Below are 24,667 nucleotides of genomic sequence, written 5' to 3'. Positions count from 1 at the left end.
GGGTCGCGCGGGTGCGGGGCCGAGGCCGCGACCGTGCCGTGCCGTGCCGTGCCGGACCGCACTGGCCTCGCAGCTGGGTCGCATCGGCGCCGAGACCGGGCCGTGCCGCACCTGGCCCCGGGTCGGGGCCGCGTCAGCCCGAGGCCGGGCCGCGCCAGGTCCGGGACGGAGACGGCACCGGCTCCGGGGGCGAGGGCGGGCCGGGTCCGTACCGGGACCGCACCGACCGCGGAGCCGAGGTCACGCCGGGCCGGTGGCCGGGGTCGCGCGGGTGCGGGGCCGCGACCGCGCCGTGCCGGGCCGCACTGGCCTCGCAGCTGGGTCGCATCGGCGCCGAGGCTGGGCCGTGGCCGACTCGGGGGGGCGGGGCGCGCAGGGCCCCCAGCCGAGCCGCGCCAGGAGCCCGAACCGGGGCGCGCAGGGCCCCAAGCCGAGCCGTGCCAGGACCCCAAGCCGGGGCGCGCAAGGCTCCGAGCCGAGCCGTGCCAGGACCCCGAGCCGGGCCGTGCCAGGGTCCCGAAGCGGGGTGTGCCGGGGCCGGGGGCGGGGTCGTGTCAGGTGCGGAAAAGGCCACCGGAGCCCGGGATTCCACCCCTTCGTGGAGCGCCCCGGCGCGTTGGGCACCCTCCCCGCACGACCCCAAATGGCGTCCAGTAGGGTTTGGTCCGCATAAACATCCAAACCCCTGCCCGCACCGGGCCGGCGACCGACCAGACAGACGGCCGCGGCCGACCGCGCGGGCGAGACTCTCGGGAAGGCGCTACGTGAGTCCCAACGGCTCCGACCGCTCGTCGCGGCGCCCGGTGCGGCGGAAGCTGCTGCAGGCGCTGGCCGCGGGCTTGGTCCTGGCGACCGCCACCGGTTGCACATCGAAGGACTTCCCCCGCCTCGGAATGCCTACCCCCGTCACGGAGGAGGCGCCGCGGATCCTCTCCCTGTGGCAGGGCTCGTGGGCGGCAGCGCTCGCCACGGGCGTCCTGGTCTGGGGCCTGATCATCTGGGCGGTCATCTTCCACCGCCGCAGCAGGACCAAGATCGAGGTTCCCGCGCAGACCCGGTACAACATGCCGATCGAGGCGCTGTACACCGTGGTCCCGATCATCATCGTCTCGGTGCTGTTCTACTTCACCGCACGCGATGAGAACGCGCTCCTCAAGACCTCCAAGAAGCCCGACCACGTGGTCAACGTGGTGGGTTACCAGTGGAGCTGGGGCTTCAACTACATGGAGAACGTGGACGGGAAGACCGCGACTCCGAAGGCGACCGCCAAGGAGATCTCCTCGATCCCCAAGCGCATGCTCAGCGCGGTCCCCAAGGGCGCGGAGGGCGTCTACGAGGCGGGCACCCCCGGTGAGCGGAACCCGCAGACCGGCAACCCGGGTCCGACCCTGTGGCTGCCGAAGGGCGAGTCGGTCCAGTTCATCCTGACGTCCCGCGATGTCATCCACTCGTTCTGGGTGGTCCCCTTCCTGATGAAGATGGACGTCATCCCGGGCCACACCAACCGCTTCGAGGTCACCCCGAACCGCGAGGGCACCTTCAAGGGCAAGTGCGCCGAACTGTGCGGCGTCGACCACTCCCGGATGCTCTTCAACGTCAAGGTCGTGTCGCCGGAGCGCTACCAGCAGCACCTCAAGGAGCTGGCGAAGAAGGGCCAGACCGGCTACATCCCGGCGGGCATTGAGCAGACGGACGCCGCCAAGAACGCGGAGACCAAGACATCGTGAGCATCCTCAACGAACCCCAGGGTGCCGCCGACACGGCCGGCTCGCATGAGCGGCAGTCGCCGGTACGCCGGAAGCAGCCGGGCAATGTCGTCGTCAAGTGGCTGACCACCACGGACCACAAGACGATCGGCACGCTCTATCTCGTCACGTCGTTCGCGTTCTTCTGCATCGGCGGCCTCATGGCGCTCTTCATGCGCGCCGAGCTGGCCCGTCCGGGTACGCAGATCATGTCGAACGAGCAGTTCAACCAGGCGTTCACCATGCATGGCACGATCATGCTGCTGATGTTCGCCACCCCGCTGTTCGCGGGCTTCACGAACTGGATCATGCCGCTGCAGATCGGTGCGCCCGATGTGGCGTTCCCGCGGCTGAACATGTTCGCGTACTGGCTGTACCTGTTCGGTTCGCTGATCGCGGTGGGCGGCTTCCTGACCCCGCAGGGCGCGGCCGACTTCGGCTGGTTCGCCTACTCCCCGCTGTCGGACGCGGTGCGTTCACCGGGTGTGGGCGCGGACATGTGGATCATGGGTCTGGCCCTCTCCGGCTTCGGCACCATCCTCGGTGCGGTCAACTTCATCACCACGATCATCTGCATGCGCGCCCCGGGCATGACGATGTTCCGGATGCCGATCTTCACCTGGAACGTGCTGCTGACCGCGGTGCTGGTCCTGCTCGCCTTCCCGGTGCTGGCCGCCGCGCTGTTCGCCCTGGAGGCGGACCGTAAATTCGGGGCGCATGTCTTCGACGCGGCCAATGGCGGAGCGTTGCTCTGGCAGCACCTCTTCTGGTTCTTCGGCCATCCAGAGGTGTACATCATCGCGCTGCCGTTCTTCGGCATCATTTCCGAGGTCATTCCGGTCTTCTCCCGGAAGCCGATGTTCGGTTACATCTCCCTGATCGCCGCGACCATTTCGATCGCCGGTCTCTCGGTGACGGTGTGGGCCCACCACATGTATGTCACCGGCGGAGTGCTGTTGCCGTTCTTCTCGTTCATGACGTTCCTCATCGCGGTGCCGACCGGTATCAAGTTCTTCAACTGGATCGGCACGATGTGGAAGGGGTCGCTGAGCTTCGAGACCCCGATGCTCTGGGCGATCGGCTTCCTGATCACCTTCACCTTCGGTGGTCTGACCGGTGTGATCCTGGCGTCGCCGCCCATGGACTTCCACGTCTCCGACTCGTACTTCGTGGTGGCCCACTTCCACTACGTGGTCTTCGGCACCGTGGTCTTCGCGATGTTCTCCGGATTCCACTTCTGGTGGCCGAAGTTCACCGGCAAGATGCTCGACGAGCGGCTCGGCAAGATCACCTTCTGGACGCTGTTCATCGGCTTCCACGGCACCTTCCTGGTCCAGCACTGGCTGGGCGCCGAGGGCATGCCCCGCCGGTACGCCGACTACCTGGCGGCCGACGGCATCACCACGCTGAACACCATCTCGACCATCAGCTCCTTCCTGCTGGGCCTGTCGATCCTGCCGTTCCTCTACAACGTCTGGAAGACCGCCAAGTACGGCAAGAAGGTCGAGGTCGACGACCCCTGGGGCTACGGCCGCTCGCTGGAGTGGGCGACCTCCTGCCCGCCCCCGCGGCACAACTTCCTCACCCTGCCGCGGATCCGTTCCGAATCCCCGGCGTTCGACCTGCACCACCCGGAGATCGCGGCGCTCGACCAGCTCGAGAACCACGGTGCGCCTGACGATGACAAGGCCCTCGCGGGTGGTAAGGAGGCCGGCAAGTGAAGGTCCAAGGCCGGATGTTCATCTGGCTGGCCGTCTTCATCCTCGTCATGGCGATCGTCTATGGCGTGTGGTCGAAGGAGCCGGCCGGCACCACCGCGCTCTTCCTGGCCTTCGGGCTGAGCATCATGATCGGCTACTACCTGGCGTTCACGGCGCGCCGGGTGGATGTCGGAGCGCAGGACAACAAGGACGCGGACGTCGCGGACGACGCCGGTGAGCTGGGATTCTTCTCCCCGCACAGCTGGCAGCCGCTCTCCCTGGCCGTCGGTGGCGCCATGGCCTTCCTGGGCGTGGTCTTCGGCTGGTGGCTGCTCTTCTTCTCGGCCCCGATCATCATGATCGGTCTCTTCGGCTGGGTCTTCGAGTACTACCGCGGCGAGAACGCCAACCAGTAGCGGGCCGGTCGGCCGACACGACCGGTGAGACGAGCGGGGCCCGGACACCTCCCCAGGTGTCCGGGCCCCGCTTACGCGTTGTCGCCCGCGCACCGGGGCACGGGCCGGTGGCTCACTCCACTGCCTCATCCGGCGCGACGGGCACGGACGCCGTTCGTACGTTGAGACCATGAGCCACACACCTCGATCACTCAGCAGCCGGGCGACGCTCACCTGCGCCCTGCTGGTGGCGCCGCTGATAGCGGGTCTGAGCGGATGCGGGGGCTCTCCCGACCCCCTGTCCGCCAAGCCGTACGACGCCGCCGACCAGATCTCGTTCAGCGGCGACGGCGACGGCCGCAAGGCCGATCCGGACAAACCGCTCGTCGTGACGGCCAAGGACGACGACAGCCGGATCACGGACGTCACGGCCACCGACGCCGCGGGCCGTTATGTCCGGGGCGAGCTGGCGTCCGACGGCAAGCGCTGGCGCAGCACCGTGCCACTGGCCGCGGGGGCGCGCTACACACTGAAGGTGTCCACGGAGGATTCCAACGGGGCCCCCGGCCGCCGTACCGTCGACTTCACCACCAGCCCCGCCCGCCGGCTGCTGAAGGTCACCTTCGGCCCCAAGGCGGGGGAGTACGGGGTGGGGCAGCCCATCACGGCCCGGCTGAGTCGGCCCGTCAAGGACCCCTCGGCCCGAGCCGTGATCGAACGCGCCTTGAAGGTGGACTCGCGGCCCGCGGTGGAGGGCGTCTGGCACTGGGTGGACAGCCGCAATCTGCACTACCGTCCGCGGGAGTACTGGCCCGCCCACGCCACCATCACGGTCCACTCCAATCTCAAGGGCATCAGGGTCGGCGGCGGGCTCTACGGCGGCCCGTCCACATCGCTGCGGCTGACCACCGGCGACCGCATCGAGGCCCTCACCGACTCCGGCACCCACCAGATGACGGTGAAGCGGAACGGCGTGCCGATCCGGACCATCCCGATCACCACCGGCATGCCCGGATTCGACACCCGGAACGGCATCAAGGTGATCCTGGCCAAGGAATCAGCCGTACGGATGACGGGCGCCAGCATCGGACTCGGCGCCGGCTCCTACGACCTGATGGTCTACTGGGCCGCCCGGGTCACCAAGAGCGGTGAGTACGTCCATGCCGCGCCCTGGTCCACCGGTTCGCAGGGCTACGCCAACGTCAGCCACGGCTGTACGGGCATGAGCACCGCGAACGCCGAGTGGTTCTTCAACACCGTGCGCCTGGGCGACATCGTGGAGGTCGTCAACAGCAACGGCGAGGACATGGCGACGTTCGACAACGGCTACGGCGACTGGAACATGGCGTGGGCGGACTGGCGCAAGGGCAGCGCGATCGCCGCGGGCCAGCCCGACGGCACCCCCGCCGACTCGGCCCGGCTCCGTCCCCAGGTGTGAGGAAGGTCCCCGGGTGTGAGGAAGACGGTGAGGTCAGGCGTCCACCGAGAGCCGCTTGCGGAGCAGCCCGGCCAGCGCGTCCGCCAGGGCGACCGGGTCCACCGGATGCGCCACCGCGGTCTCCGCGCGGCTCCAGGTGGCCAGCCAGGCATCCTGCGGGCGGCCGATGAGCAGCAGCACCGGCGGGCACTGGAAGATCTCGTCCTTGATCTGCCGGCAGACGCCCATCCCGCCCGCGGGCACCGCCTCACCGTCCAGCACGCAGGCGTCGATACCGCCCTCCTCCAGCGCCGAGAGAACGGCCGGGAGGGTGGCGCACTCCAGGAACTCCACCGGGGGCACATCGGCGGCGGGCCGGCGCCCGGCCGCCAGGCGCACCTGCTCGCGGGTGCTCGCGTCGTCGCTGTAGACCAGCACCGTTGCGGTCGGCCGCATCATGACCTCCGGGCGAAGTAAGTGATCTGCCGGGCTCCTGGGGCGGATGCTACTCCCGTACAGCCGTCCGGAGGAGGGGGCGTACGGATCTCTCCTCCCTTCGGGGGACTGTCCCGAACAGCCCCGACGAGCAGGGTCGATGCCCTTGACGCGGCCCTTGACACTCCGAACGGGACCCCCGGGAGTGAGGGCTGGATAAGCGACCGACATAATGTCGGTCGTGGCGACAGCAACAGCAGTAGAAACCGGGCACGCGCACCCGTCGGTCAACCGGCCGAACCTCACCAGCGTCGGAACCATCATCTGGCTGAGTTCCGAGCTGATGTTCTTCGCGGCCCTCTTCGCGATGTACTTCACCCTGCGATCGGTGACCGGAGCCGAGCACTGGAAGGAAATGGCGTCCGCGCTGAACTTCCCGTTCTCCGCGACGAACACCACGATCCTGGTGCTCTCCTCTCTCACCTGCCAGCTCGGCGTCTTCGCCGCCGAGCGCGGCGACGTGAAGAAGCTGCGGACCTGGTTCGTGATCACCTTCATCATGGGCGCGATCTTCATCGGCGGTCAGATCTTCGAATACACCGAGCTGGTCAAGAACGACGGGCTTTCGCTCTCGTCCGACCCGTACGGTTCGGTGTTCTACCTGACCACCGGCTTCCACGGACTGCATGTGACGGGCGGCCTGATCGCCTTCCTGCTGGTCCTGGGCAGGACGTACGCGGCCAAGAGGTTCACCCACCAGCAGGCGACGGCGGCCATCGTCGTGTCCTACTACTGGCACTTCGTCGATGTCGTCTGGATCGGCCTCTTCGCCACGATCTACATGATCAAGTAAGCCGGTCACCGCACCGGAATAACGTCCTTAACAGCATCGACGCAGAAGATCCTGACACCGGGGTAATCCGTGAAAAAGCTCTCCGCACGACGGCGCCATCCGCTGGCTGCGCTCGTCGTCCTACTCTTCGCGCTGGCGGTCACTGGAGGGCTGTACGCAGCGTTTTCGCCGAGTGAGGCGAAGGCCGACGACAGCTCCGCCCAGTCCCTCGCCATCGAGGAGGGCAAGAAGCTCTATGCCGTCGGCTGCGCCAGCTGCCATGGCACGGGCGGTCAGGGGACCTCTGACGGCCCGAGCCTGGTCGGCGTCGGCTCCGCCGCCGTGGACTTCCAGGTCGGCACCGGCCGTATGCCCGCGCAGCAGCCGGGCGCCCAGGTGCCGAAGAAGAAGAAGATCTACTCGGACGCCGAGATCGAGCAGCTCGCCGCGTACATCGCCTCGCTCGGTGCCGGTCCGGTGACGCCCACCAAGGACCAGTACAGCACCGATGGCGCGGACGTCGCGAAGGGCGGGGAGCTCTTCCGGACGAACTGCGCGCAGTGCCACAACTTCGGCGGTAAGGGCGGCGCCCTGACCAACGGCAAGTTCGCGCCGTCCCTCGAAGGGGTCAGCCCCAAGCATCTCTACGAGGCCATGCAGACCGGCCCGCAGAACATGCCCTCCTTCCCCGACACCGTGATGCCGGAGAAGAACAAGCAGGACATCATCGCCTACCTCGACACGGTCAACAGCGACAAGAGCAAGACCCCCGGTGGCCTTGAGCTCGGCGGGCTCGGCCCGGTGAGCGAGGGTCTGTTCGGCTGGGTCTTCGGCATGGGCGCGATGATCGTCCTCACCATCTGGGTCGCCGCCCGGACCGCAAAGGCCAAGAAGTCATGAGTAGCCACGAGATTTCAGAAGCAGAAGACAAGCTGCCGGAAGGGCGGGGGGCCGCCAGCGCCGTAAGGCCGGCCGACGACCCCTTCGCCGACCCGGGGCTGCCGCCGCACGAGCACCGTAAGCAGGACATCGACGAGCGGGCCGCGCAGCGCTCCGAGCGCACCGTCGCCCTGCTCTTCACGGTCTCGATGCTGGCCACGATCGCCTTCATCGCCGCGTACGTGGCGATCCCGGTCGACAAGTACATCTACGTCTTCCCGATCGGGCACATCAGCGCGCTCAACTTCGCGCTCGGGGTGACGCTCGGCATCGCGCTGTTCGGCATCGGCGCGGGCGCGGTCCACTGGGCCCGCACCCTGATGTCCGACGAGGAGATCGCCGACGAGCGGCACGCCATCGAGGCCAGCCCCGAGGTGAAGTCGAAGGTCCTCGAGGACTTCCGCCAGGGTGCGAAGGAGTCCGGCTTCGGCCGGCGCAAGCTCGCCCGCAACACCCTCTTCGGCGCGCTCGCGCTGGTGCCGCTCTCCGGTGTCGTGCTGCTGCGCGACCTCGGTCCGATGCCGGGCACCAAGCTGCGGCACACCAAGTGGGCCAAGGGCAAGCGGCTGATGAACTACAACACCATGCAGCCGCTGCGCCCCGAGGACATCGCCGTCGGTTCGCTCACCTTCGCCATGCCCGAGGGCATGAGCGAGGAGGACCACGACTTCCAGACCGAGATCGCCAAGGCCGCCCTGATGCTGGTCCGGCTCCAGCCGGAGAACATCAAGGACAAGCGCGAGCTGGACTGGTCGCACGAGGGCATCGTGGCGTTCTCCAAGATCTGCACCCACGTCGGCTGCCCGATCAACCTCTATGAGCAGCAGACGCACCACGTCCTGTGCCCCTGCCACCAGTCGACCTTCGACCTCTCCGACGGTGGCCGAGTGATCTTCGGTCCGGCCGGTCACGCGCTGCCGCAGCTGCGGATCAGGGCCAACGACCAGGGGTACCTCGAAGCCATGGGCGACTTCTCGGAGCCCGTCGGTCCTGCTTACTGGGAGCGCGGATGAGCACTGCAAGCGACAGCGGCGCGCAGCGCCGCGGCAAAGCGCCCGCGGGCGAGCGCGTCGCCGACTGGGCCGATGGCCGGCTGGGCATCTACAGCCTGGCCAAGGCCAACATGCGCAAGATCTTCCCGGACCACTGGTCCTTCATGCTGGGCGAGGTCTGCCTCTACAGCTTCATCATCATCATCCTCACGGGTGTGTATCTGACGCTGTTCTTCCACCCCAGCATGGAAGAGGTCACGTACCACGGGCCGTACGTCCCGATGCAGGGTGTCAAGATGTCCGAGGCGTTCGCCTCGACGCTCGACATCAGCTTCGAGGTGCGCGGCGGTCTGCTGATCCGGCAGATCCACCACTGGGCCGCGCTGGTCTTCCTCTGCGGCATGTTCACGCACATGATGCGCGTGTTCTTCACCGGTGCGTTCCGCAAGCCGCGTGAGATCAACTGGCTGTTCGGCTTCCTGCTGTTCTTCCTCGGCATGCTGACCGGCTTCACCGGCTACTCGCTCCCCGACGACCTGCTCTCCGGCACCGGTCTGCGGTTCATCGAGGGTGTCTTCCTGTCGATCCCGGTGGTCGGCACCTACATCTCGATGTTCGTCTTCGGCGGCGAGTTCCCGGGGATGGACCTCATCCCGAGGCTCTACCCGGTCCACGTCCTGCTGCTGCCGGGCATCATGCTCGGCCTGCTGGTGGCGCACCTGATCCTGGTCTTCTACCACAAGCACACGCAGTACCCCGGGGCCGGAAAGACCGAGAAGAACGTCGTGGGCATGCCCCTGCTGCCGGTCTACATGGCCAAGGCGGGCGGCTTCTTCTTCCTGGTCTTCGGTGTGATCGCGGTCGTCTCCGCGATCGCGACCATCAACCCGGTCTGGACCATCGGTCCCTACCGGCCCGACCAGGTGTCCACCGGCGCCCAGCCCGACTGGTACATGGGCTTCGCCGAGGGTCTGGTCCGTGTGATGCCCGGCTGGGAGATCACCGCCTGGGGTCACACGCTCGTCCTGGGCGTGTTCATCCCGATCGTGCTCTTCCCGCTGGTCCTCTTCGCGATCGGGCTCTACCCGTTCGTCGAGTCCTGGATCACCGGTGACAAGCGCGAGCACCACATCCTGGACCGCCCGCGCAACGCCCCGACCCGTACGGCCTTCGGTGTCGCATGGCTGACCGCGTACTTCGTGATGCTGATCGGTGGCGGTAACGACCTGTGGGCCACCCACTTCCACCTGTCGATCAACTCGATCACGTGGTTCGTGCGGATCGGCTTCTTCGTCGGCCCGGTCCTGGCGTTCATCGCGACCAAGCGGATCTGCCTCGGCCTCCAGCGGCGCGACCGCGACAAGGTGCTGCACGGCCGTGAGACCGGCATCATCAAGCGGCTGCCGCACGGTGAGTTCATCGAGGTCCACGAGCCGCTCTCGCAGGACCAGCTGTTCGCGCTGACCCAGCACGAGCAGCCCGAGCCCTATGAGATCGGCCCCGAGGTCGACGAGAACGGGGTCAAGCGGAAGATAAAGCGTTCCCAGAAGCTCCGTTCCAAGCTCTCCAAGGGCTACTACGGCGGGGACAACATCATTCCGAAGCCGACCCGCGAGGAGTACCACGAGATCACCAGCGGCCACGGCCACCACTGATCTCTCTCCCACCCACCGGTTTCTCCACTTGTAGCGACGCCACAGACCAGGGCCCCGGCCCGGACCGCACGGTCCGGACCGGGGCCCCGGTCGTACTGCCGATAGGCTTGCGGCGGGCCGCTGACGTCGCGGACCCCTTTTCCCTGCCCACCCCCACGGATCCAGGAGCGGACCATGGACGTTGTGACCCCCGCCGGAGGCGACAGCACCGCGACGGCCCGCACCTGGCCGGACGTACTGAGTTCGCTGCTGGCCGGCCAGGACCTCGGCGCGGACGACACCGCCTGGGCCATGGACCAGATCATGCGGGGCGAGGCGACCGACGTCCAGATCGCCGGTTTCGCGGTCGCGCTGCGGGCGAAGGGCGAGACGGTCTCCGAGATGACCGGTCTGGTGCGGGCCATGTACGAGCACGCCAAGGTGATCGAGGTGCCCGGGGCGACCGTGGACATCGTCGGCACCGGTGGCGACCGCGCCAAGACCGTCAATATCTCGACCATGTCCGCGCTGGTCGTGGCCGGCACCGGCGCACGGGTGGTCAAGCACGGCAACCGCGCCGCGTCCTCCGCCAGCGGTGCCTCCGACGTCCTGGAGAAGCTCGGCGTCAATCTGGACATCAGCCCGGAGCGGGTGGTCGAGATCGCGGAGGAGGCGGGCATCACCTTCTGCTTCGCGGTGAAGTTCCACCCGTCGCTGCGGCATGTCGCGGCGGCCCGCCGCGAGCTCGGCGTCGCCACCCCGTTCAACTTCCTCGGCCCGCTGACCAACCCGGCACGGGTCACATCCCAGGCGACCGGGGTGGCCGATGCCCGGATGGCGCCCATCATGGCCGGGGTGCTGGCCGAGCGCGGCTCCTCCGCGCTGGTCGTCCGGGGCGACGACGGACTGGACGAGCTGACCGTGACCTCGACCTCCCAGGTGTGGGAGGTCCGGAACGGCGCCGTGCGCCAGGAGACCTTCGACCCCCGGCACGTGGGCATCGGGCTGGCTCCCGTGGAGGCCCTGCGCGGTGCCGACGCCTCGTACAACGCGGATGTGGCCCGCCGGCTGCTGGCGGGCGAGCGGGGCCCGGTCCGGGACGCGGTGCTGCTGAACTCGGCGGCGGCGCTCGTGGCGCTCGAACCGGAGCCGGGGGACAAGCCCCTGACGGAGCGGATCGCGGCGGGGGTCGAGCAAGCCGCCGAGTCGATCGACTCGGGGGCGGCGCGCGACGCCCTGGAGCGGTGGGTGCGGGCCACCAACGCCTGAGCGGACCCCGGCGGCCCCCTTACGCCGCCCGTGTTCTGTTGACGACGCCCATGTTCTGTCCGGGATGCGGACAGAACATGGGCGTCGGCGTTCGGCATGGCATACTCCTGCCCAGGTCACGAGCGACAGCGACTACGGCCCCGGCCCGCTGTCCGGCAACCCTCCGTCCGTGGCGGGGTGCCCCGGGTGATGACCAGGCCGCCTGGCAACAAGGCCGGTGGCAAGCGCGGACCCCTCACACTAGGGGTCCTGGTGGTCGAGGGAGCTCTTCCGTGATGCAGCGAATGCGCTAGGGCCGAGCGGCCCGTTTTTCTATTGTCCGCTCCGCGCGGTGGTGCCGTGCGTCGAGCGACCTTTCCGCGCCCCGACGGCAGGTTCACCGCCGCCGCTCCCGTGGCGCGGCACGCCTTCGACCCTTCCGGGAGACCTCGTCATGTCCGTGCGCCCTTCTGCCCTCGCCTCCGCCGACTCCTCCGCCACTTCCTCCTCCGCCGCCTGTGAGCCGCTGCCCGTGCTCGGCAGCGATGTCCTGGTGCCCCTGGTCACCGGCGGCGAGGTGACCTACGCGGCGCTCGACTACGCCGCCAGCGCGCCCGCCCTGCGGCGGGTCTGGGACGACATCGCCGCCTACGCGCCCTACTACGGCAGCGTGCACCGCGGGGCGGGCTACCTCTCGCAGCTGTCCACCGACCTCTTCGAGAACAGCCGTAAGGACGTCGCCGCCTTCCTCGGCTGCCGCGCGGACGACCAGGTCGTCTTCACCCGCTCCACCACCGATTCGCTCAACCTCCTGGCCGCCGTGGCGCCGCGCGGCACCCAGGTCTTCGTCTTCGAGACCGAACACCACGCCTCGCTGCTGCCCTGGCGGCAGCGGGCGGACATCGCCGTCCACTACCTCAGCGCCCCGCGCTCCCCGCGGCAGGCGGTGGAGACGCTGGAGACGGCGCTCGCGGGGCGGGCCGAGGGCCCGGCGCTGGTCTGCGTGACCGGCGCGTCCAATGTGACCGGTGAGCTGTGGCCGGTACGGGAGCTGGCCGCCGCGGCGCACGCCCACGGCGCCCGTATCGTGCTGGACGCCGCGCAGCTGGCCCCGCACCACCCGGTGGACATCGCGGCGGCGGACGTGGACTGGGTGGCCTTCTCCGGGCACAAGCTGTACGCGCCCTTCGGGGCCGGTGTGCTGGCCGGGCGGGCCGACTGGCTGCGGGAGGCCCAGCCGTATCTGGCGGGCGGTGGCGCCAGCCGTAAGGTGGCGCGCCGGGACGACGGCGGGATCGACGTCGAGTGGCACACCACGGCCGCCCGGCACGAGGCGGGCTCGCCGAACGTCATCGGCGTCTACGCGATCGCCTCCGCGTGCAAGGCGCTGACCGAGGCCGGTTTCGAGGGCCTGGTGGCCCGTGAGCGGCAGCTGATCGCCACGGTGCGGGCGGGGCTGGCCGAGGTGCCCGAGGTGCGGGTGCTGTCGCTGTTCGGCGACGACGCCCCCCGGGTCGGTGTGCTCTCGTTCGTGGTGGAGGGCTGGAACAGCTCCCACTTCGCGGCGGCGCTCTCCGCGGAGTACGGCATCGGCGTGCGCGACGGGCTCTTCTGCGCGCATCCGCTGGTCCGCACCCTGTTGGACAGCGAGCCCGACGAGCCGGGGGAATGCGGTGCGCCCGAGGCCGCGCCGGGGGAGCGTGCGCTGAACGCGATCCGGGTCAGCTTCGGGGCGGGCACCCCGGACGAACATGTGGAGCGGTTCGTCCGCGCCGTGGCCGAGCTCGTACGCGACGGTGCCCGGTGGAGCTACCGCACCGAGGACGGCCGCTGCGTCCCGGACCGCGGCTGAGCCCCTGGGCGGGCGCCGGGGGAGGCCCGGACCGGGGCCTGTCCGGACCGGGCCTAGCTGTCCAGGCCGATGGCGAACGCGGCCTCCAGGTCGTGCTGGGAGTAGGTCCGGAAGGCGATGTGCGTCTCCGTGGAGGCCACCCCCGGCACCTTGCTGATCTGGCCCGGGATGATGTCCGCGAGGTCGTCGTGGCGGGCCACCCGCACCATCGCGATCAGATCGTGCGCACCGGTGACCGAGTAGACCTCGCTCACACCGTCCAGCGCGGCGATCTTCTCGGCGATCTCCGGGATCCGGTCCACACTGGTCTTGATGAGCACGATCGAAGTGATCACGGCTGGCTTTCTCCCTCGCTGGACCTGGCTGCGCCGCCCACTCTACGCGTCCCCCCGAACCGGGCCCACGCGAAGAGAAAGCCGAGTGTGAAGCCCACGAGATGGGCGAGATAGGCGACCCCGGGACGGTCGTCGGCCTCGCGGGCGGCCAGCCACTGGAGGGCCACCCAGAAGATCAGCACCGCCCAGGCCGGGAAGCGCAGCGGGAGAAAGAACAGAAACGGGAAGAGGCTGGTCACCCGGGCCCGGGGAAACAGCCACAGAAAGGCGCCGAGCACCCCGGAGATGGCCCCGGAGGCGCCCACCAGGCTCTGGGTGGAGTCGGGGTGCGCGGCGGCGTAGCCGAGCAGCGCCAGATAGCCGGTGGCGACGTAGAAGACGGCGAACTGGAACCGGCCCATGCGCTCCTCGGTCATCGCGCCGAAGACGTACAGAAACAGCATGTTGCCGAGCAGATGCAGCCAGTTGCCGTGCACGAACAGCGCGGTCAGCGGGGCGAGCGGCGCATCGGGGGCGCCGCCCCACAGGGCGCTGGGCACCACCCCCCAGCGCTCGAAGTACGCGGACTGGGCCGCCACCAGCTCCCCGCCCGAGCCATAGCCGGGATTGAGCCCCGAGGCCGGTCCGAGGACGAAGAGCAGGCAGCAGCTGACGATCAGGCCGTACGTCACCCAGGGACGGCCGGGCCCCGCCGACGTCTCGATCATGGTCAGATCATGGCGTACCGGGCACAACCTCCACAGAGCGCCTCGCCGCGCTCCCGCCGGGACGCGGCGGCGGTACGGGCCGGGCACGGGCCAGGGCTCAGGCCGTAGGGTTACAGGACGCCGCCGACAGCCGAGAAGCGAGGATCCGCAATCATGGCCGTTCCCCAGCCGACCGCCGAGACCCGCTGGCGTTGCACGCTGTGCGGCAACCTCACCCGGTTCGATGTGACCCGTGCGACGAGGGCCGTGGAGTATGTGCATCTCGACCTGGCCGGGGAACCCAGTGTCGAGGAGCGCGAGGTGCTCAGTGAGACCATTGAGTCAGTGCGCTGTCGCTGGTGCAACGCGGTCGACCAGATCGAACTCGTGGACCGTCCGAGCAGCGGCGCCGGCGACTGAGAACGGAGCGATGACAGGTGGTGGAGCGGACCGGTGGCCCCGGGGCGGCCGGTGATGCCGAGGGCGTCACCGAGGCGCTGGACCGCCCCCTGCCGGAGGGGGTGCGGCGGCGGGTGGTGGCGCTGGTCGCCGATGCCTTCGGCGGGCTGACGGTCACCGAGCTGCCCACCCAGCTGCGGCAGTACGCCCGTTTCACCCCGACCCGGCGCGCCAAGTTCGCGGGCAACGCGATGGCCGCCGCGGTGGAGAGCGACCCCCTCTTCCGGCAGCGGATCGCGAGCCGGCTGCGGGAGGCCCAGCCGGAGCTGTCCGAGGCGATCGAGAGCGGTTCGCCGCCCGCCGCGGCCGACCCGGTGGACGTCGCGGCGGTGGCGTATGTGCTGCGCCCGGCGGGCTGGGTCAAGCTGGTCGAGGCGGCGGGCGAGGAGGCCCAGCGGGCCTCCGCCGAGCGGGCCGGTGAGGAGGCGGCACGCGAGCTCCAGCGGCTGCGCGACCAGCTCGCCGAGACCAAGGCGGCCATCCGTCACGAGACGGAGCGGGCGCGCGGCGAACTGGAGGCGGCCCGCAAGGAGAACGACGTGCTCCAGCGCAAGCTGCGCAGCGCGCTGAGCGATGTGAAGCGGGGCGCGGCCGCGCTGCGCAAGGTCGAGGCGGAGCTGGAGTCCGTGCGGTCGGAGGCGACGGCGCGTCAGGCGACCGCGGACAGCGAGGCGCGGCGGCTGCGGGCCCGGCTCGCGGAGGCGGAGTCGGCGCTGGAGGCCAGCCGGCGGGCGGCGCGCGAGGGGCGCAGCGTGGAGGACATGCGGCTGCGGCTGCTGCTGGACACGGTGCTGGACGCGGCGCAGGGGCTGCGGCGGGAACTGGCCCTGCCGCCCGCGTCGACGCGCCCGGCGGACACGGTGGCCGCCGTGGAGCCGGGGAAGATGACGCCGAAGGACATAGCGACCCGGGCGCTGTCGGAGATGGATCCGGCGCTGCTGGACCAGCTGCTCGCGCTGCCGCAGGCGCATCTGGTGGTGGACGGCTACAACGTCACCAAGACCGGCTATCCGACGATGCCGTTGGAGAAGCAGCGGCTGCGGCTGCTGGGCGGTCTTGCGGTGCTCGCGGCCCAGACGGGCGCGGAGATGACCTGTGTCTTCGACGGGGCGGAGCTGGCCGCGCCGGTGCTGCTCGCACCGCCGCGCGGGGTGCGGGTGCTGTTCAGCAAGCCGGGGGTGACGGCCGACGAGTTGATCCGGCAGCTGGTGCGGGCGGAGCCGCCGGGCCGGCCGGTGGTGGTGGTGTCCACCGATCGCGAGGTGGCCGATGGGGTGGCGCGCGCCGGAGCGCGCCCCGTGGCATCCGCGCTGCTGCTGAAGCGACTTGCCCGTACCTGAGGCCCGGTACGTCCGAATCACTTCAGAAGTCGGAACCGCACCACTTCTGATGTCGGCGGAGCGTCAATCGGCCGTCACTGCCTGTGCGTTGTTTGTAAAAGATGCCCTTCTGGAGCAACTTTTTTGCCGTCGGGATTTGAACGGATCACGGCGAGGTCACTATGGTCGCCTCGAACCTTCGCGCGGTTGATCACCCATCCGGGGTGACAGCGGAGGTACCGCCGAGTCCGCGCCCTGTCGCGGAGCCGGGGCTTCACAACCCCCCCAACTCCCGGTAGGCGGCTGGAGGAAGAAGGAGCTCGCCTTCGTGGCGTCCCACCGTCGACCCAAGCAGCCGAGCCGCACTCGGGTAACCGTCCTCACCGCGACCGCGGCCGCCGCCGTCGCTCTCACGTCCCAGGCCGCTCAGGCCGCTCCGAAGCAGGACAAGAAGGACGTCAAGGAGCAGGTCGACAAGCTCTACGAAGAGGCGGAGCAGGCGACCGAGAAGTACAACGGCGCCAAGGAGAAGCAGCAGAAGCTGGAGAAGCAGGTCGGCGAGCTGCAGGACAAGGTGGCGCGCGGTCAGGAGGAGCTGAACAAGCTGCGCAACGGCCTGGGCGCGATGGCCACCGCGCAGTACCGCTCCGGCGGTATCGACCCCTCGGTGCAGCTGCTCCTCTCCTCGGACCCGGACACCTACCTCGAGAAGGCGTCCACCCTCAACCAGCTGAGCGGCAAGCAGGCCGAGTCCCTGCGCAAGATCGCCGACAAGCAGCGCACCCTCAAGCAGCAGCGCCAGGAGGCGTCCACCAAGCTCCAGGACCTGGCGGACACCCGTACGGCGCTGGGCAAGAAGAAGGACGAGATCCAGGGCAAGCTCTCCAAGGCCCGGAACCTCCTCAACACGCTGACCGCCAAGGAGCGCGCCCAGATCGCGGCCAAGGACGCGGAGCGCGCCAACCGCTCCAGCGACCGTGTCGACCTGGGCAGCGAGGTGCCCGATTCGCAGCGTGCCGCCGCCGCGCTCGCCGCCGCCAAGACGAAGATCGGCACCCCCTATGTGTGGGGCGCCACCGGTCCGTCGTCGTTCGACTGCTCCGGCCTCACCGGCTGGGCGTACCAGCAGGCCGGTGTGCAGCTGCCGCGTATCTCGCAGGACCAGGCGAACGCCGGCACCCGCATCGGCCGCGGTGAGCTCAAGCCGGGTGACCTGGTGCTCTTCTACGGCGACCTGCACCACATAGGTCTGTACGCGGGCAACGGCCAGGTGCTGCACGCGCCCAAGCCCGGTGCCAACGTGCGCTACGAGTCGATGGACAACATGCCGTTCCAGTTCGGCGTCCGGGTCTGACCGGAGCCGGGAACCGGGTCGAACCGGGTTTCAACCGTCTGAAAGGCCATCCTTTCGGGCGAATCTCCAGCACCCTCGCTGATCCTCCGCCCCGCCGGTGACCTGCGTCAGTCGGCGGGGCGTCAGCTTGTCCGCACCTCACGGCCGTTGGACCGTGCGTAGCCCCCCGGCTACTGTCTGCCCGCAGTTCTCGCCCGACACTGCGGAAAGGAGTGCGGCTTCCCATGGCGTCCCGTCGCCACCGCGCAGCGAAACCCGGGTCCGGCCGGGCCACCGTCACGGCCGCCGCCTCGGCCGCCGTGGTGGCCTCCGCCGCCGCACTGGCCGCCGTGGCGGCCGGTGCCGAACCGCATGACCCGGCGGGCCGTCCCTCGTCCCGGTCCCCCGGCGACCGGATCGCCACCCTCTACGCCCAGGCGGAGCGGGCCACCGAGCGCTACAACGCGGCTCGGACGCGCGCCCAGGGCCTGCGCCGCCAGGTCGACCGGCTCCAGGACCGGGTCGCCCGCGGCCAGGGGCGGGTCAACCGGATGCGGATGGCGCTCGGCGCCCTCGCGGGCGATCAGTACCGCTCCGGCGGGATCGACCCGGGCCTCGTCCTGCTCCTCTCCGAGGACCCGGCCCAGTACCTCGACAAGGCCGCCACGCTGGAGCGGATCACCAGCCGCCAGGCCGCCCAACTGCGGGTGCTCCAGGGCGCGCAGCGGACGCTGCGGCAGGAACGGGCGGAGGCCGCCGCCAAGCTGGTGAAGCTGGAGCACAGCCGCCGGGCCGTGGCCCGCCACAAGCGGACCGTCCAGCGCCGGTTGGCCACGGCGCGGCGGCTGGTGCACCAGTTGCCGCCCAGGGAGTGGGAGACGTACGCGCGCCGCGCCTCGCGGGCGGGCGGACGGGAGCCCGGCGCCCTCGCCGGCGGGCTGCCGGGCTCCGCCCCCGGCTCCGTGCACGGTCGCGGTTCCGGCTCCGTGCACGGCTCCGGCTCCGGATCTGGCTCCGGCTGGGGCGGGTTCCCCGACGGCCTCACCGGCGGGCCGGATTTCGCGCCGTCCTCGGGGCGGGCCGCCGCGGCCGTCGACGCGGCACGGGCGGCCCTCGGGCTGCCGTACGCCTGGGGCCAGGCCGGTCCGACCGCCTTCGACTGCTCCGGGCTGACCCAATGGGCGTACGCCCGCGCCGGGGTGGCCATCCCGCGCACCTCACAGGCCCAGGCGCACGCCGGGCAGCCGGTGCCGCTGTCCCAGGCCCGCCCCGGCGATCTGGTGGTCTACCGCTCCGATGCCAGTCATGTCGCCCTGTACGCGGGCAACGGGCAAGTGATCCATGCCCCTTACCCCGGGGCACGGGTCCGCTATGACCCCGTCGGCATGTTGCCGATCTCTTCCATCACACGCGTCTGAAGCCGGCGCGCGGGCTCGTACGATCTAAGACGTGGCGGGTCGGTGGAGATCGGGCGGATGGCGGGCGCTGTTGTGCCTGCCGCTGGCGGCCGCGCTCTGTGTGACCGCGCTGAGCGGCTGCGGCGCCGTCCCCGCGCCCGACGACCCCGAGGGGCGCGACGGCCGGGCCGTGCAGCGCATGCTCGACCAGCGGGCCGCGGCGGTCCGGAACCGGGACGCGGAGGCGTTCCTCGCCACCGTCGACCGCGGCTCCGCCGGCTACCGGGCCGAGCAGCGGCGGGTGTTCCGGCAGATGTCCGCCGTACCGCTGGACTCCTGGACCTACCGCCTGGTGCGCACCGGCGGTTTCGAGCCCGCGCGGGTCACCGGCCGCCGCCTCGCCGCACAGGTCGAACTCCGCTACCGGCTCAAGGGGTACGACACCGCGCCGCTGGTCTCCGCCCAGTACCTGACCCTCGCCCAGCGCGGCGGACGGTGGTACGTGGCGAACGACGACGGAGTGGTGGACGGCAAGCGCGGTCTTCAGCAGCTGTGGGACCAGGGCACGGTCGACGTCGTCCGCGGCGCCCACAGCCTCGTCCTCGGCGTCGGCCAGGACCGGCGGGTGCTGCGCGCGCTCGCCGACACCGCGGACCGGGCGGTGCCCGCCCTCGACCGGGTCTGGCCCCATGCGTGGGCCGGACGCGTCGTGGTCGAGGTCCCCGCCTCCCTGGGCCACATGGCCGCCCTGCTCGGCGCCTCCGCGGACGGCTACCGGGGGATCGCCGCCGTCACCACCGGCGAGGTCGGCGGGTCCGGTGACGAGGCCCCCGCCGACCGTGTGATCGTCAACCCCGAGGCGTACCAGGTCCTCGGTGACTTCGGCCGGAACGTCGTGATCACCCATGAGACGGCCCATGTCGCCACCCGCACCGCCACCACCGCCGCCACCCCGCTGTGGCTCTCCGAGGGTTTCGCCGACTGGGTGGGCTACCGCGCCCCGGGCCGCCCCCCGCGCCAAGTCGCCCCGGAACTCGCCGAGGCCGTCGCCGCCGGACACCTGCCCGCCGCGCTGCCGCGCGACGACGACTTCCGCTTCGGCAGCGACTCCGACAGCCTCTCCCGCGCCTATGAACAGGGCTGGCTCGCCTGCCGCCTGATCGCGGACCGGTGGGGCGAGAAGAAGCTGGTCGAGTTCTACCGCACGGTGGGCCGGGCGCCCGAGCGCGCGGGGGCGGTGGAGTCCGCGCTGGACGAAGTGCTGGGGATGAACCTGGCGGATTTCACGGCGCTGTGGCGGAAGTACGTAGCGAGCAAGCTGGACTGAACCCCGACCCGGGCCTGCCTCCCCCGCGGGTCCGGGAGGTCCCGGGGCGGGTGGCCGTGGGCGGGAGCGCGGTGCCGTACCCGGTACTGTCGGCCACGATGGACAAGACCCTGCTCGTGACCAACGACTTTCCGCCCCGCCCCGGCGGCATCCAGGCGTTCCTGCACAACATCGCGCTGCGCCTCGACCCGGACCGGATCGTCGTCTACGCGTCCACCTGGAAGCGAGGCCAGGAGGGCGCGGAGGCCACCGCCCGATTCGACGCCGAGCAGCCGTACCAGGTCGTCCGTGACCGGACGACCATGCTGCTGCCCACCCCCCGTGTCACCCGCCGCGCGGTCGCGCTGCTGCGTGAGCACGGCTGCACCTCGGTGTGGTTCGGCGCCGCCGCGCCGCTCGGGCTGATGGCCCCCGCGCTGCGCGGGGCGGGGGCGCGGCGGCTGGTGGCCACGACGCACGGCCACGAGGCGGCCTGGGCGCAGCTGCCCGCCGCCCGGGGGTTGCTGCGGCGGATCGGCGGGGCCACGGACACCATCACCTATCTCGGTGAGTACACCCGCTCCCGGATCGCCGCCGCGCTCGACCCCCGGGCCGCCGCCCGGATGGTCCAACTCCCGCCCGGTGTGGACGAGAAGACCTTCCATCCCGGCTCGGGCGGCGATGAGATCCGGGCCCGGCTGGGCCTCGCCGAGCGGCCCGTGGTGGTCTGCGTCTCCCGGCTGGTGCCGCGCAAGGGGCAGGACACGCTGATCCGGGCCATGCCGCGGATCCTGCGGCGGGTGCCGGACGCCGTGCTGCTGATCGTCGGCGGCGGGCCGTACGCGAAGGATCTGCACCGGCTCGCGGAGACCACGGGCGTGGCCGATTCCGTACGGTTCACCGGCCCGGTCCCCTGGGAGGAGCTGCCCGCCCACTACGGCGCGGGCGACGTCTTCGCCATGCCCTGCCGCACCCGCCGCGGCGGACTGGACGTCGAGGGCCTGGGCATCGTCTATCTGGAGGCGTCCGCGACCGGGCTGCCGGTCGTCGCCGGGGACTCGGGCGGAGCGCCGGACGCGGTGCTGGACGGGGAGACCGGGTGGGTGGTCCGGGGCGGCTCCGCCGAGCAGAGCGCCGAGCGCATCGTGACGCTCCTGGAGGACGCCGAGCTGCGCCGCCGCATGGGTGAGCGGGGCCGCGCCTGGGTCGAGGAGCGCTGGCGCTGGGATCTGCTCGCCGACCGCCTGAAGTCGCTGCTGTGACGGAGCGGCCTTGGGCCTGACCTGGGCCGGGCGCCAGGTGGGCCCAGGGGCCTCGCCGTCGTCAGCCGTGGTAGATGGCCTCGATCTCGGTGGCGAAGTCCTTCGCCACCACATTCCGCTTGAGCTTCAGCGACGGCGTCACATGCCCGGAGTCCTCGGTGAACTGCGTGGCCACGATGCGGAACTTGCGCACCGACTCCGCCTTGGACACCGCCGCGTTGCCGTCGTCCACCGCCCGCTGGATCTCGGCCAGCAGCTCCGGGTCCTCCCGCAGCTCGGCCACCGTCACGCCCTCGGGCTTGCCGTGCTCGGCCGCCCAGCGCGGCAGGAACTCCTCGTCCACCGTGATCAGCGCGCCCACGAAGGGGCGGCCGTCGCCGACGACCATGCACTCGGCGACCAGGGCGTGGGCCCGGATGCGGTCCTCGATCACCGCCGGGGCGACGTTCTTGCCGCCCGCGGTGATGATGATCTCCTTCTTCCGGCCGGTGATGGTGAGATAGCCGTCCTCGTCGAGGGTGCCCACGTCCCCGGTGTGGAACCAGCCGTCCGAGAGCGCGTCCGCCGTGGCCGCCTCGTTGTTCCAGTACTCGGTGAAGAGGTGCTCACCGTGCAGCAGCACCTCGCCGTCGTCGGCGATGCGCACCACCGAGCCCGGCATCGGCTGTCCGACCGAGCCGATCTTCTGCCGGTCCCAGGGGTTGAAGGTGGTCGCCGCGCAGGACTCCGTCAGGCCGTACCCCTCCAGCACCGTGAAGCCGATGCCCCGGTAGAAGTGGCCCAGCCGCGCGCCCAGCGGCGCCCCGCCGGAGATGGCGTGGGTGGCCCGGCCGCCCAGCACAGCCCGCAGCTTGCCGTAGACCAGCCGGTCGAAGAGCTTGTGCTTGAACCGGAGTCCGAGGGACGGACCGCCCGGGGTGTCCAGCGCCTTGCTGTACTCGATGGCGGTGTCGGCCGCCTTGTCGAAGATCTTGCCCTTGCCCTCGGCCTGCGCCTTGGCCCGCGCCGCGTTGAAGACCTTCTCGAAGACGCGCGGCACGCCCAGGATCAACGTGGGCCGGAACGCGGCGAGTTCATCGGTCAGGGACTTCACATCCGGTACGTGACCGAGCTTGATCGGCGCCAGCACCGCCGCGATCTCCACCAGCCGCCCGAAGACATGCGCCTCGGGGAGGAACAGCAGCACCGACGACTCACCGGTGCGGAAGATCGGCTTGAGCCGCGCCACCGCGTTGCCGCATTCGGCGAAGAAGCTGCGGTGCGAGAGCACACAGCCCTTGGGGCGGCCCGTGGTGCCCGAGGTGTAGACGATGGTGGCGGGGGAGTCGGCGGTGGCGATCGAGGAGCGCTCCTCCACCTTCTCGTCGGGCACGTCCGCGCCCAGCTTCCGCAGCGCCCCGATGGCGTCGTCCTCGATCTGCCACACGTGCTTCAGGGCGGGCAGGCCGTCCCGTACGGACTCCACGGCGGCCTCGTGGAGCCCGGTCTCGACCAGCGCGGCCACCGCGCCCGAGTCGCTGAGGATCCACTGGACCTGCTCCGGTGAACTCGTCTCGTACACCGGCACGGTGACCCCGCCCGCGCTCCAGATGGCGAAGTCCAGCAGCGTCCACTCATAGCGGGTGCGCGACATCAGCCCGACCCGGTCGCCCGGCTCCACCCCGGCCGCGATCAGACCCTTGGCGGCGGCGCGCACCTCGGCCAGGAACTCGGTCGCGGTGACGTCCTCCCAACGGCCGTCGACCTTGCGGCCGACCACGGCGACATCGGGATGCTGGGCGGCATTGCGGCGGATGAGATCCGTCAGATTGCCGTCGGCCGGGACCTCGTACAGGGCCGGAAGGCTGAACTCGCGCAAGACTGCTGCTCCTCGTGGGGCGCCGGCGCCGCTACAGGGCATGGGGGGTGGTGGACGGCCCGGACGTTACCCATCGGTACGCTTCCGGGATAGGGGTTCCCGCCCAGATGTTCGATGCGTCACACACCGCCTTCACACTGCCCGCAGACTAGTCGACGGACGCCGCGACCGCCCGGGAACCGCAGGTGGACGCGGGGAGACGCAGGCGGAACACCTTACGGGCGCGGACCCTTACGTCTTAGGGTGACACGCATGCGAGTCCACGTGGTGAGTGACGTGCATGGCAACAGTGAGGACCTCGAGAAGGCGGGTGATGGCGCGGACGCCCTGATCTGCCTCGGCGACCTCATCCTCTTCCTCGACTACGCCGATCACTCACGTGGCATCTTCCCCGACCTCTTCGGGGTGGAGAACGCCCACCGCATCGTCGAGCTGCGCACCGCCCGCCGCTTCGAGGAGGCCCGGGAGTTCGGCAACCGGCTGTGGGCGGGGCTCGACCGCGACGCGGCCATCGAGTCCGCGGTCCGCCGGCAGTACGCCGAGCTGTTCGCCGCGTTCCCCACCCCGACGTACGCCACCTACGGAAATGTCGACATGCCCGCCCTGTGGCCGGAGTACGCCCGGCCCGGTACCACCGTCCTCGACGGTGAGCGCGTCGACATCGGCGGGCTGGTCTTCGGGTTCGTGGGCGGCGGGCTGCGCACGCCGATGCGCACCCCGTTCGAGATCGACGACGAGACCTACGCGGCGAAGCTCGCGGCGCTCGGCGAGGTGGACGTGCTCTGTACCCACATCCCGCCGGATGTGCCCGACCTCTGCTACGACACCGTCGCCCGCCGCTTCGAGCGCGGCAGCGCGGCCCTGCTGGAGGCGATCCACACCGTCCGGCCCAAGTACGCCCTCTTCGGCCATGTCCACCAGCCGCTCGCGCGCCGTATGCGCATCGGTGCCACCGAGTGCGTCAATGTCGGACACTTCGCCTCCTCGGGCACCCCCTGGGCCCTGGAGTGGTGATCCGGGCGCGGTAGCCTTCAGCGGCAGAGATCCCATGCGGCGGACCGGTACGGAGGAGCCACGGCGATGGCGGAACACACCAGCTCGAGCATCACGATCGAGGCGGCACCGGCCGACGTGATGGGGGTGATCGCCGACTTCGACCGTTACCCGGAGTGGTCCGGTGAGGTCAAGGAGGCCGACATCCTCACCAAGGACGACCACGGGCGTGCCGAGCAGGTGCGGATGCTGCTCGACGCCGGGGCGATCAAGGACGACTACGTCCTCCAGTACACCTGGACCGGCGACGACCTGGTCAGCTGGTCCCTGGTCAAGTCCCAGATGCTGCGCTCCCTCGACGGCTCCTACCGGCTGTCGGCGCTGGACGGGGGCAGGAGCACCGAGGTGACGTACCAGCTCACCGTCGACGTCAAGATCCCCATGCTGGGCATGATCAAGCGCAAGGCCGAGAAGGTCATCATCGACCGCGCGCTCGCGGGCCTGAAGAAGCGCGTCGAGGGCGCCTGACA

22 protein-coding genes and 1 riboswitch are annotated in these 24,667 nt (G+C 70.4%); of the genes, 18 read left to right on the top strand and 4 right to left on the bottom strand.

What is annotated here, in order from left to right; all coding sequences use genetic code 11:
- The first annotated feature begins 764 nt into the window (after positions 1–764).
- The 4 genes from ctaC (at position 765) to PS467_RS12465 (ending at position 5,278) form a co-directional block, all read left to right on the top strand.
- A complete protein-coding gene (gene ctaC / locus PS467_RS12480) occupies positions 765–1,727 on the top strand; it encodes an aa3-type cytochrome oxidase subunit II (RefSeq protein WP_311035325.1) in 963 nt (320 codons plus the stop codon).
- Positions 1,724–3,466 (top strand): aa3-type cytochrome oxidase subunit I, encoded by a 1,743-nt coding sequence (gene ctaD / locus PS467_RS12475; RefSeq protein WP_268971540.1) that lies wholly within the window; start codon positions 1,724–1,726, stop codon positions 3,464–3,466. Before ctaC ends, ctaD begins: the two co-directional genes overlap by 4 nt.
- On the top strand, positions 3,463–3,861 hold the full coding sequence (locus PS467_RS12470) for a cytochrome c oxidase subunit 4 (RefSeq protein WP_311035324.1): 399 nt from the start codon (positions 3,463–3,465) through the stop codon (positions 3,859–3,861). Before ctaD ends, PS467_RS12470 begins: the two co-directional genes overlap by 4 nt.
- A gap of 169 nt (positions 3,862–4,030) precedes the next feature.
- On the top strand, positions 4,031–5,278 hold the full coding sequence (locus PS467_RS12465) for a L,D-transpeptidase (protein WP_311035323.1): 1,248 nt from the start codon (positions 4,031–4,033) through the stop codon (positions 5,276–5,278).
- A gap of 33 nt (positions 5,279–5,311) precedes the next feature.
- On the opposite strand, the gene PS467_RS12460 is transcribed toward PS467_RS12465, so the two are convergent.
- Complete coding sequence (locus PS467_RS12460; RefSeq protein WP_311035322.1) at positions 5,312–5,713, bottom strand: hypothetical protein; 402 nt, start codon at positions 5,711–5,713, stop codon at positions 5,312–5,314.
- Between the two features lie 211 nt (positions 5,714–5,924).
- On the opposite strand from PS467_RS12460, the gene ctaE reads away from it, so the two are divergent.
- The 6 genes from ctaE to PS467_RS12430 all read left to right on the top strand — a co-directional run bounded on the left by ctaE (position 5,925) and on the right by PS467_RS12430 (position 13,189).
- On the top strand, positions 5,925–6,545 hold the full coding sequence (gene ctaE / locus PS467_RS12455; RefSeq protein WP_268971536.1) for an aa3-type cytochrome oxidase subunit III: 621 nt from the start codon (positions 5,925–5,927) through the stop codon (positions 6,543–6,545).
- A gap of 69 nt (positions 6,546–6,614) precedes the next feature.
- The gene (qcrC, locus tag PS467_RS12450; RefSeq protein WP_311035321.1) at positions 6,615–7,424 is read left to right on the top strand and encodes a cytochrome bc1 complex diheme cytochrome c subunit; all 810 of its coding nucleotides are present in this window, start codon (positions 6,615–6,617) and stop codon (positions 7,422–7,424) included.
- Positions 7,421–8,476, top strand: coding sequence for a cytochrome bc1 complex Rieske iron-sulfur subunit (gene qcrA, locus PS467_RS12445; RefSeq protein ID WP_311035320.1), 1,056 nt, complete (start codon positions 7,421–7,423; stop codon positions 8,474–8,476). Before qcrC ends, qcrA begins: the two co-directional genes overlap by 4 nt.
- The gene (gene qcrB / locus PS467_RS12440) at positions 8,473–10,110 is read left to right on the top strand and encodes a cytochrome bc1 complex cytochrome b subunit (protein WP_311035319.1); all 1,638 of its coding nucleotides are present in this window, start codon (positions 8,473–8,475) and stop codon (positions 10,108–10,110) included. Before qcrA ends, qcrB begins: the two co-directional genes overlap by 4 nt.
- 174 nt (positions 10,111–10,284) lie before the next feature.
- A complete protein-coding gene (gene trpD, locus PS467_RS12435) occupies positions 10,285–11,358 on the top strand; it encodes an anthranilate phosphoribosyltransferase (protein ID WP_311035318.1) in 1,074 nt (357 codons plus the stop codon).
- A 114-nt stretch (positions 11,359–11,472) separates the two neighbouring features.
- A riboswitch (SAM riboswitch) is annotated at positions 11,473–11,591 on the top strand.
- Positions 11,592–11,791: 200 nt separating this feature from the next.
- Entirely contained in the window at positions 11,792–13,189 is a 1,398-nt protein-coding gene (locus PS467_RS12430) for an aminotransferase class V-fold PLP-dependent enzyme (protein WP_311035317.1), read from the top strand.
- A gap of 53 nt (positions 13,190–13,242) precedes the next feature.
- Here PS467_RS12430 and PS467_RS12425 read toward each other — a convergent pair whose 3' ends face one another.
- Both PS467_RS12425 and PS467_RS12420 read right to left on the bottom strand, forming a co-directional pair.
- Positions 13,243–13,524, bottom strand: coding sequence for an Lrp/AsnC ligand binding domain-containing protein (locus PS467_RS12425; RefSeq protein WP_268971530.1), 282 nt, complete (start codon positions 13,522–13,524; stop codon positions 13,243–13,245).
- Positions 13,521–14,231, bottom strand: a complete 711-nt coding sequence (locus PS467_RS12420; protein ID WP_268971529.1) for a rhomboid family intramembrane serine protease — start codon at positions 14,229–14,231, stop codon at positions 13,521–13,523. The genes PS467_RS12425 and PS467_RS12420 overlap by 4 nt, the downstream gene beginning before the upstream one ends.
- A 153-nt stretch (positions 14,232–14,384) precedes the next feature.
- On the opposite strand from PS467_RS12420, the gene PS467_RS12415 reads away from it, so the two are divergent.
- The 6 genes from PS467_RS12415 to PS467_RS12390 all read left to right on the top strand — a co-directional run bounded on the left by PS467_RS12415 (position 14,385) and on the right by PS467_RS12390 (position 21,286).
- Positions 14,385–14,630, top strand: a complete 246-nt coding sequence (locus tag PS467_RS12415) for a hypothetical protein (protein WP_268971528.1) — start codon at positions 14,385–14,387, stop codon at positions 14,628–14,630.
- A gap of 17 nt (positions 14,631–14,647) precedes the next feature.
- Positions 14,648–16,009: an NYN domain-containing protein gene (locus tag PS467_RS12410; RefSeq protein ID WP_311035316.1), complete on the top strand. Its 1,362-nt coding sequence runs from the start codon at positions 14,648–14,650 to the stop codon at positions 16,007–16,009.
- A 307-nt stretch (positions 16,010–16,316) separates the two neighbouring features.
- Positions 16,317–17,342 (top strand): C40 family peptidase, encoded by a 1,026-nt coding sequence (locus tag PS467_RS12405; protein ID WP_311035315.1) that lies wholly within the window; start codon positions 16,317–16,319, stop codon positions 17,340–17,342.
- 224 nt (positions 17,343–17,566) lie between these two features.
- Positions 17,567–18,739 carry a C40 family peptidase gene (locus tag PS467_RS12400; RefSeq protein ID WP_311035314.1) on the top strand — a complete coding sequence of 391 codons (1,173 nt, stop codon included), beginning with the start codon at positions 17,567–17,569 and terminating at the stop codon, positions 18,737–18,739.
- Between the two features lie 31 nt (positions 18,740–18,770).
- Positions 18,771–20,045, top strand: a complete 1,275-nt coding sequence (locus PS467_RS12395) for a hypothetical protein (protein ID WP_311035313.1) — start codon at positions 18,771–18,773, stop codon at positions 20,043–20,045.
- A gap of 98 nt (positions 20,046–20,143) precedes the next feature.
- Positions 20,144–21,286, top strand: a complete 1,143-nt coding sequence (locus PS467_RS12390; protein ID WP_268971524.1) for a glycosyltransferase family 4 protein — start codon at positions 20,144–20,146, stop codon at positions 21,284–21,286.
- Between the two features lie 61 nt (positions 21,287–21,347).
- Here the strand turns inward: PS467_RS12390 and PS467_RS12385 are convergent, their stop codons facing one another.
- The gene (locus PS467_RS12385; protein ID WP_311035312.1) at positions 21,348–23,144 is read right to left on the bottom strand and encodes an AMP-dependent synthetase/ligase; all 1,797 of its coding nucleotides are present in this window, start codon (positions 23,142–23,144) and stop codon (positions 21,348–21,350) included.
- Between the two features lie 252 nt (positions 23,145–23,396).
- Here PS467_RS12385 and PS467_RS12380 point away from each other — a divergent pair, with 252 nt between their 5' ends.
- Positions 23,397–24,158, top strand: a complete 762-nt coding sequence (locus PS467_RS12380) for a metallophosphoesterase family protein (RefSeq protein ID WP_311035311.1) — start codon at positions 23,397–23,399, stop codon at positions 24,156–24,158.
- A gap of 66 nt (positions 24,159–24,224) precedes the next feature.
- Positions 24,225–24,665: an SRPBCC family protein gene (locus PS467_RS12375; RefSeq protein ID WP_311035310.1), complete on the top strand. Its 441-nt coding sequence runs from the start codon at positions 24,225–24,227 to the stop codon at positions 24,663–24,665.
- Positions 24,666–24,667 lie beyond the last annotated feature (2 nt).

It is taken from the genome of Streptomyces luomodiensis, from assembly GCF_031679605.1.
Classification (GTDB): Bacteria; Actinomycetota; Actinomycetes; order Streptomycetales; family Streptomycetaceae; genus Streptomyces; species Streptomyces luomodiensis.
The sequence above is the reverse complement of the archived record's forward strand: the minus strand, read 5'-3'. Positions and strand labels throughout refer to the sequence as shown.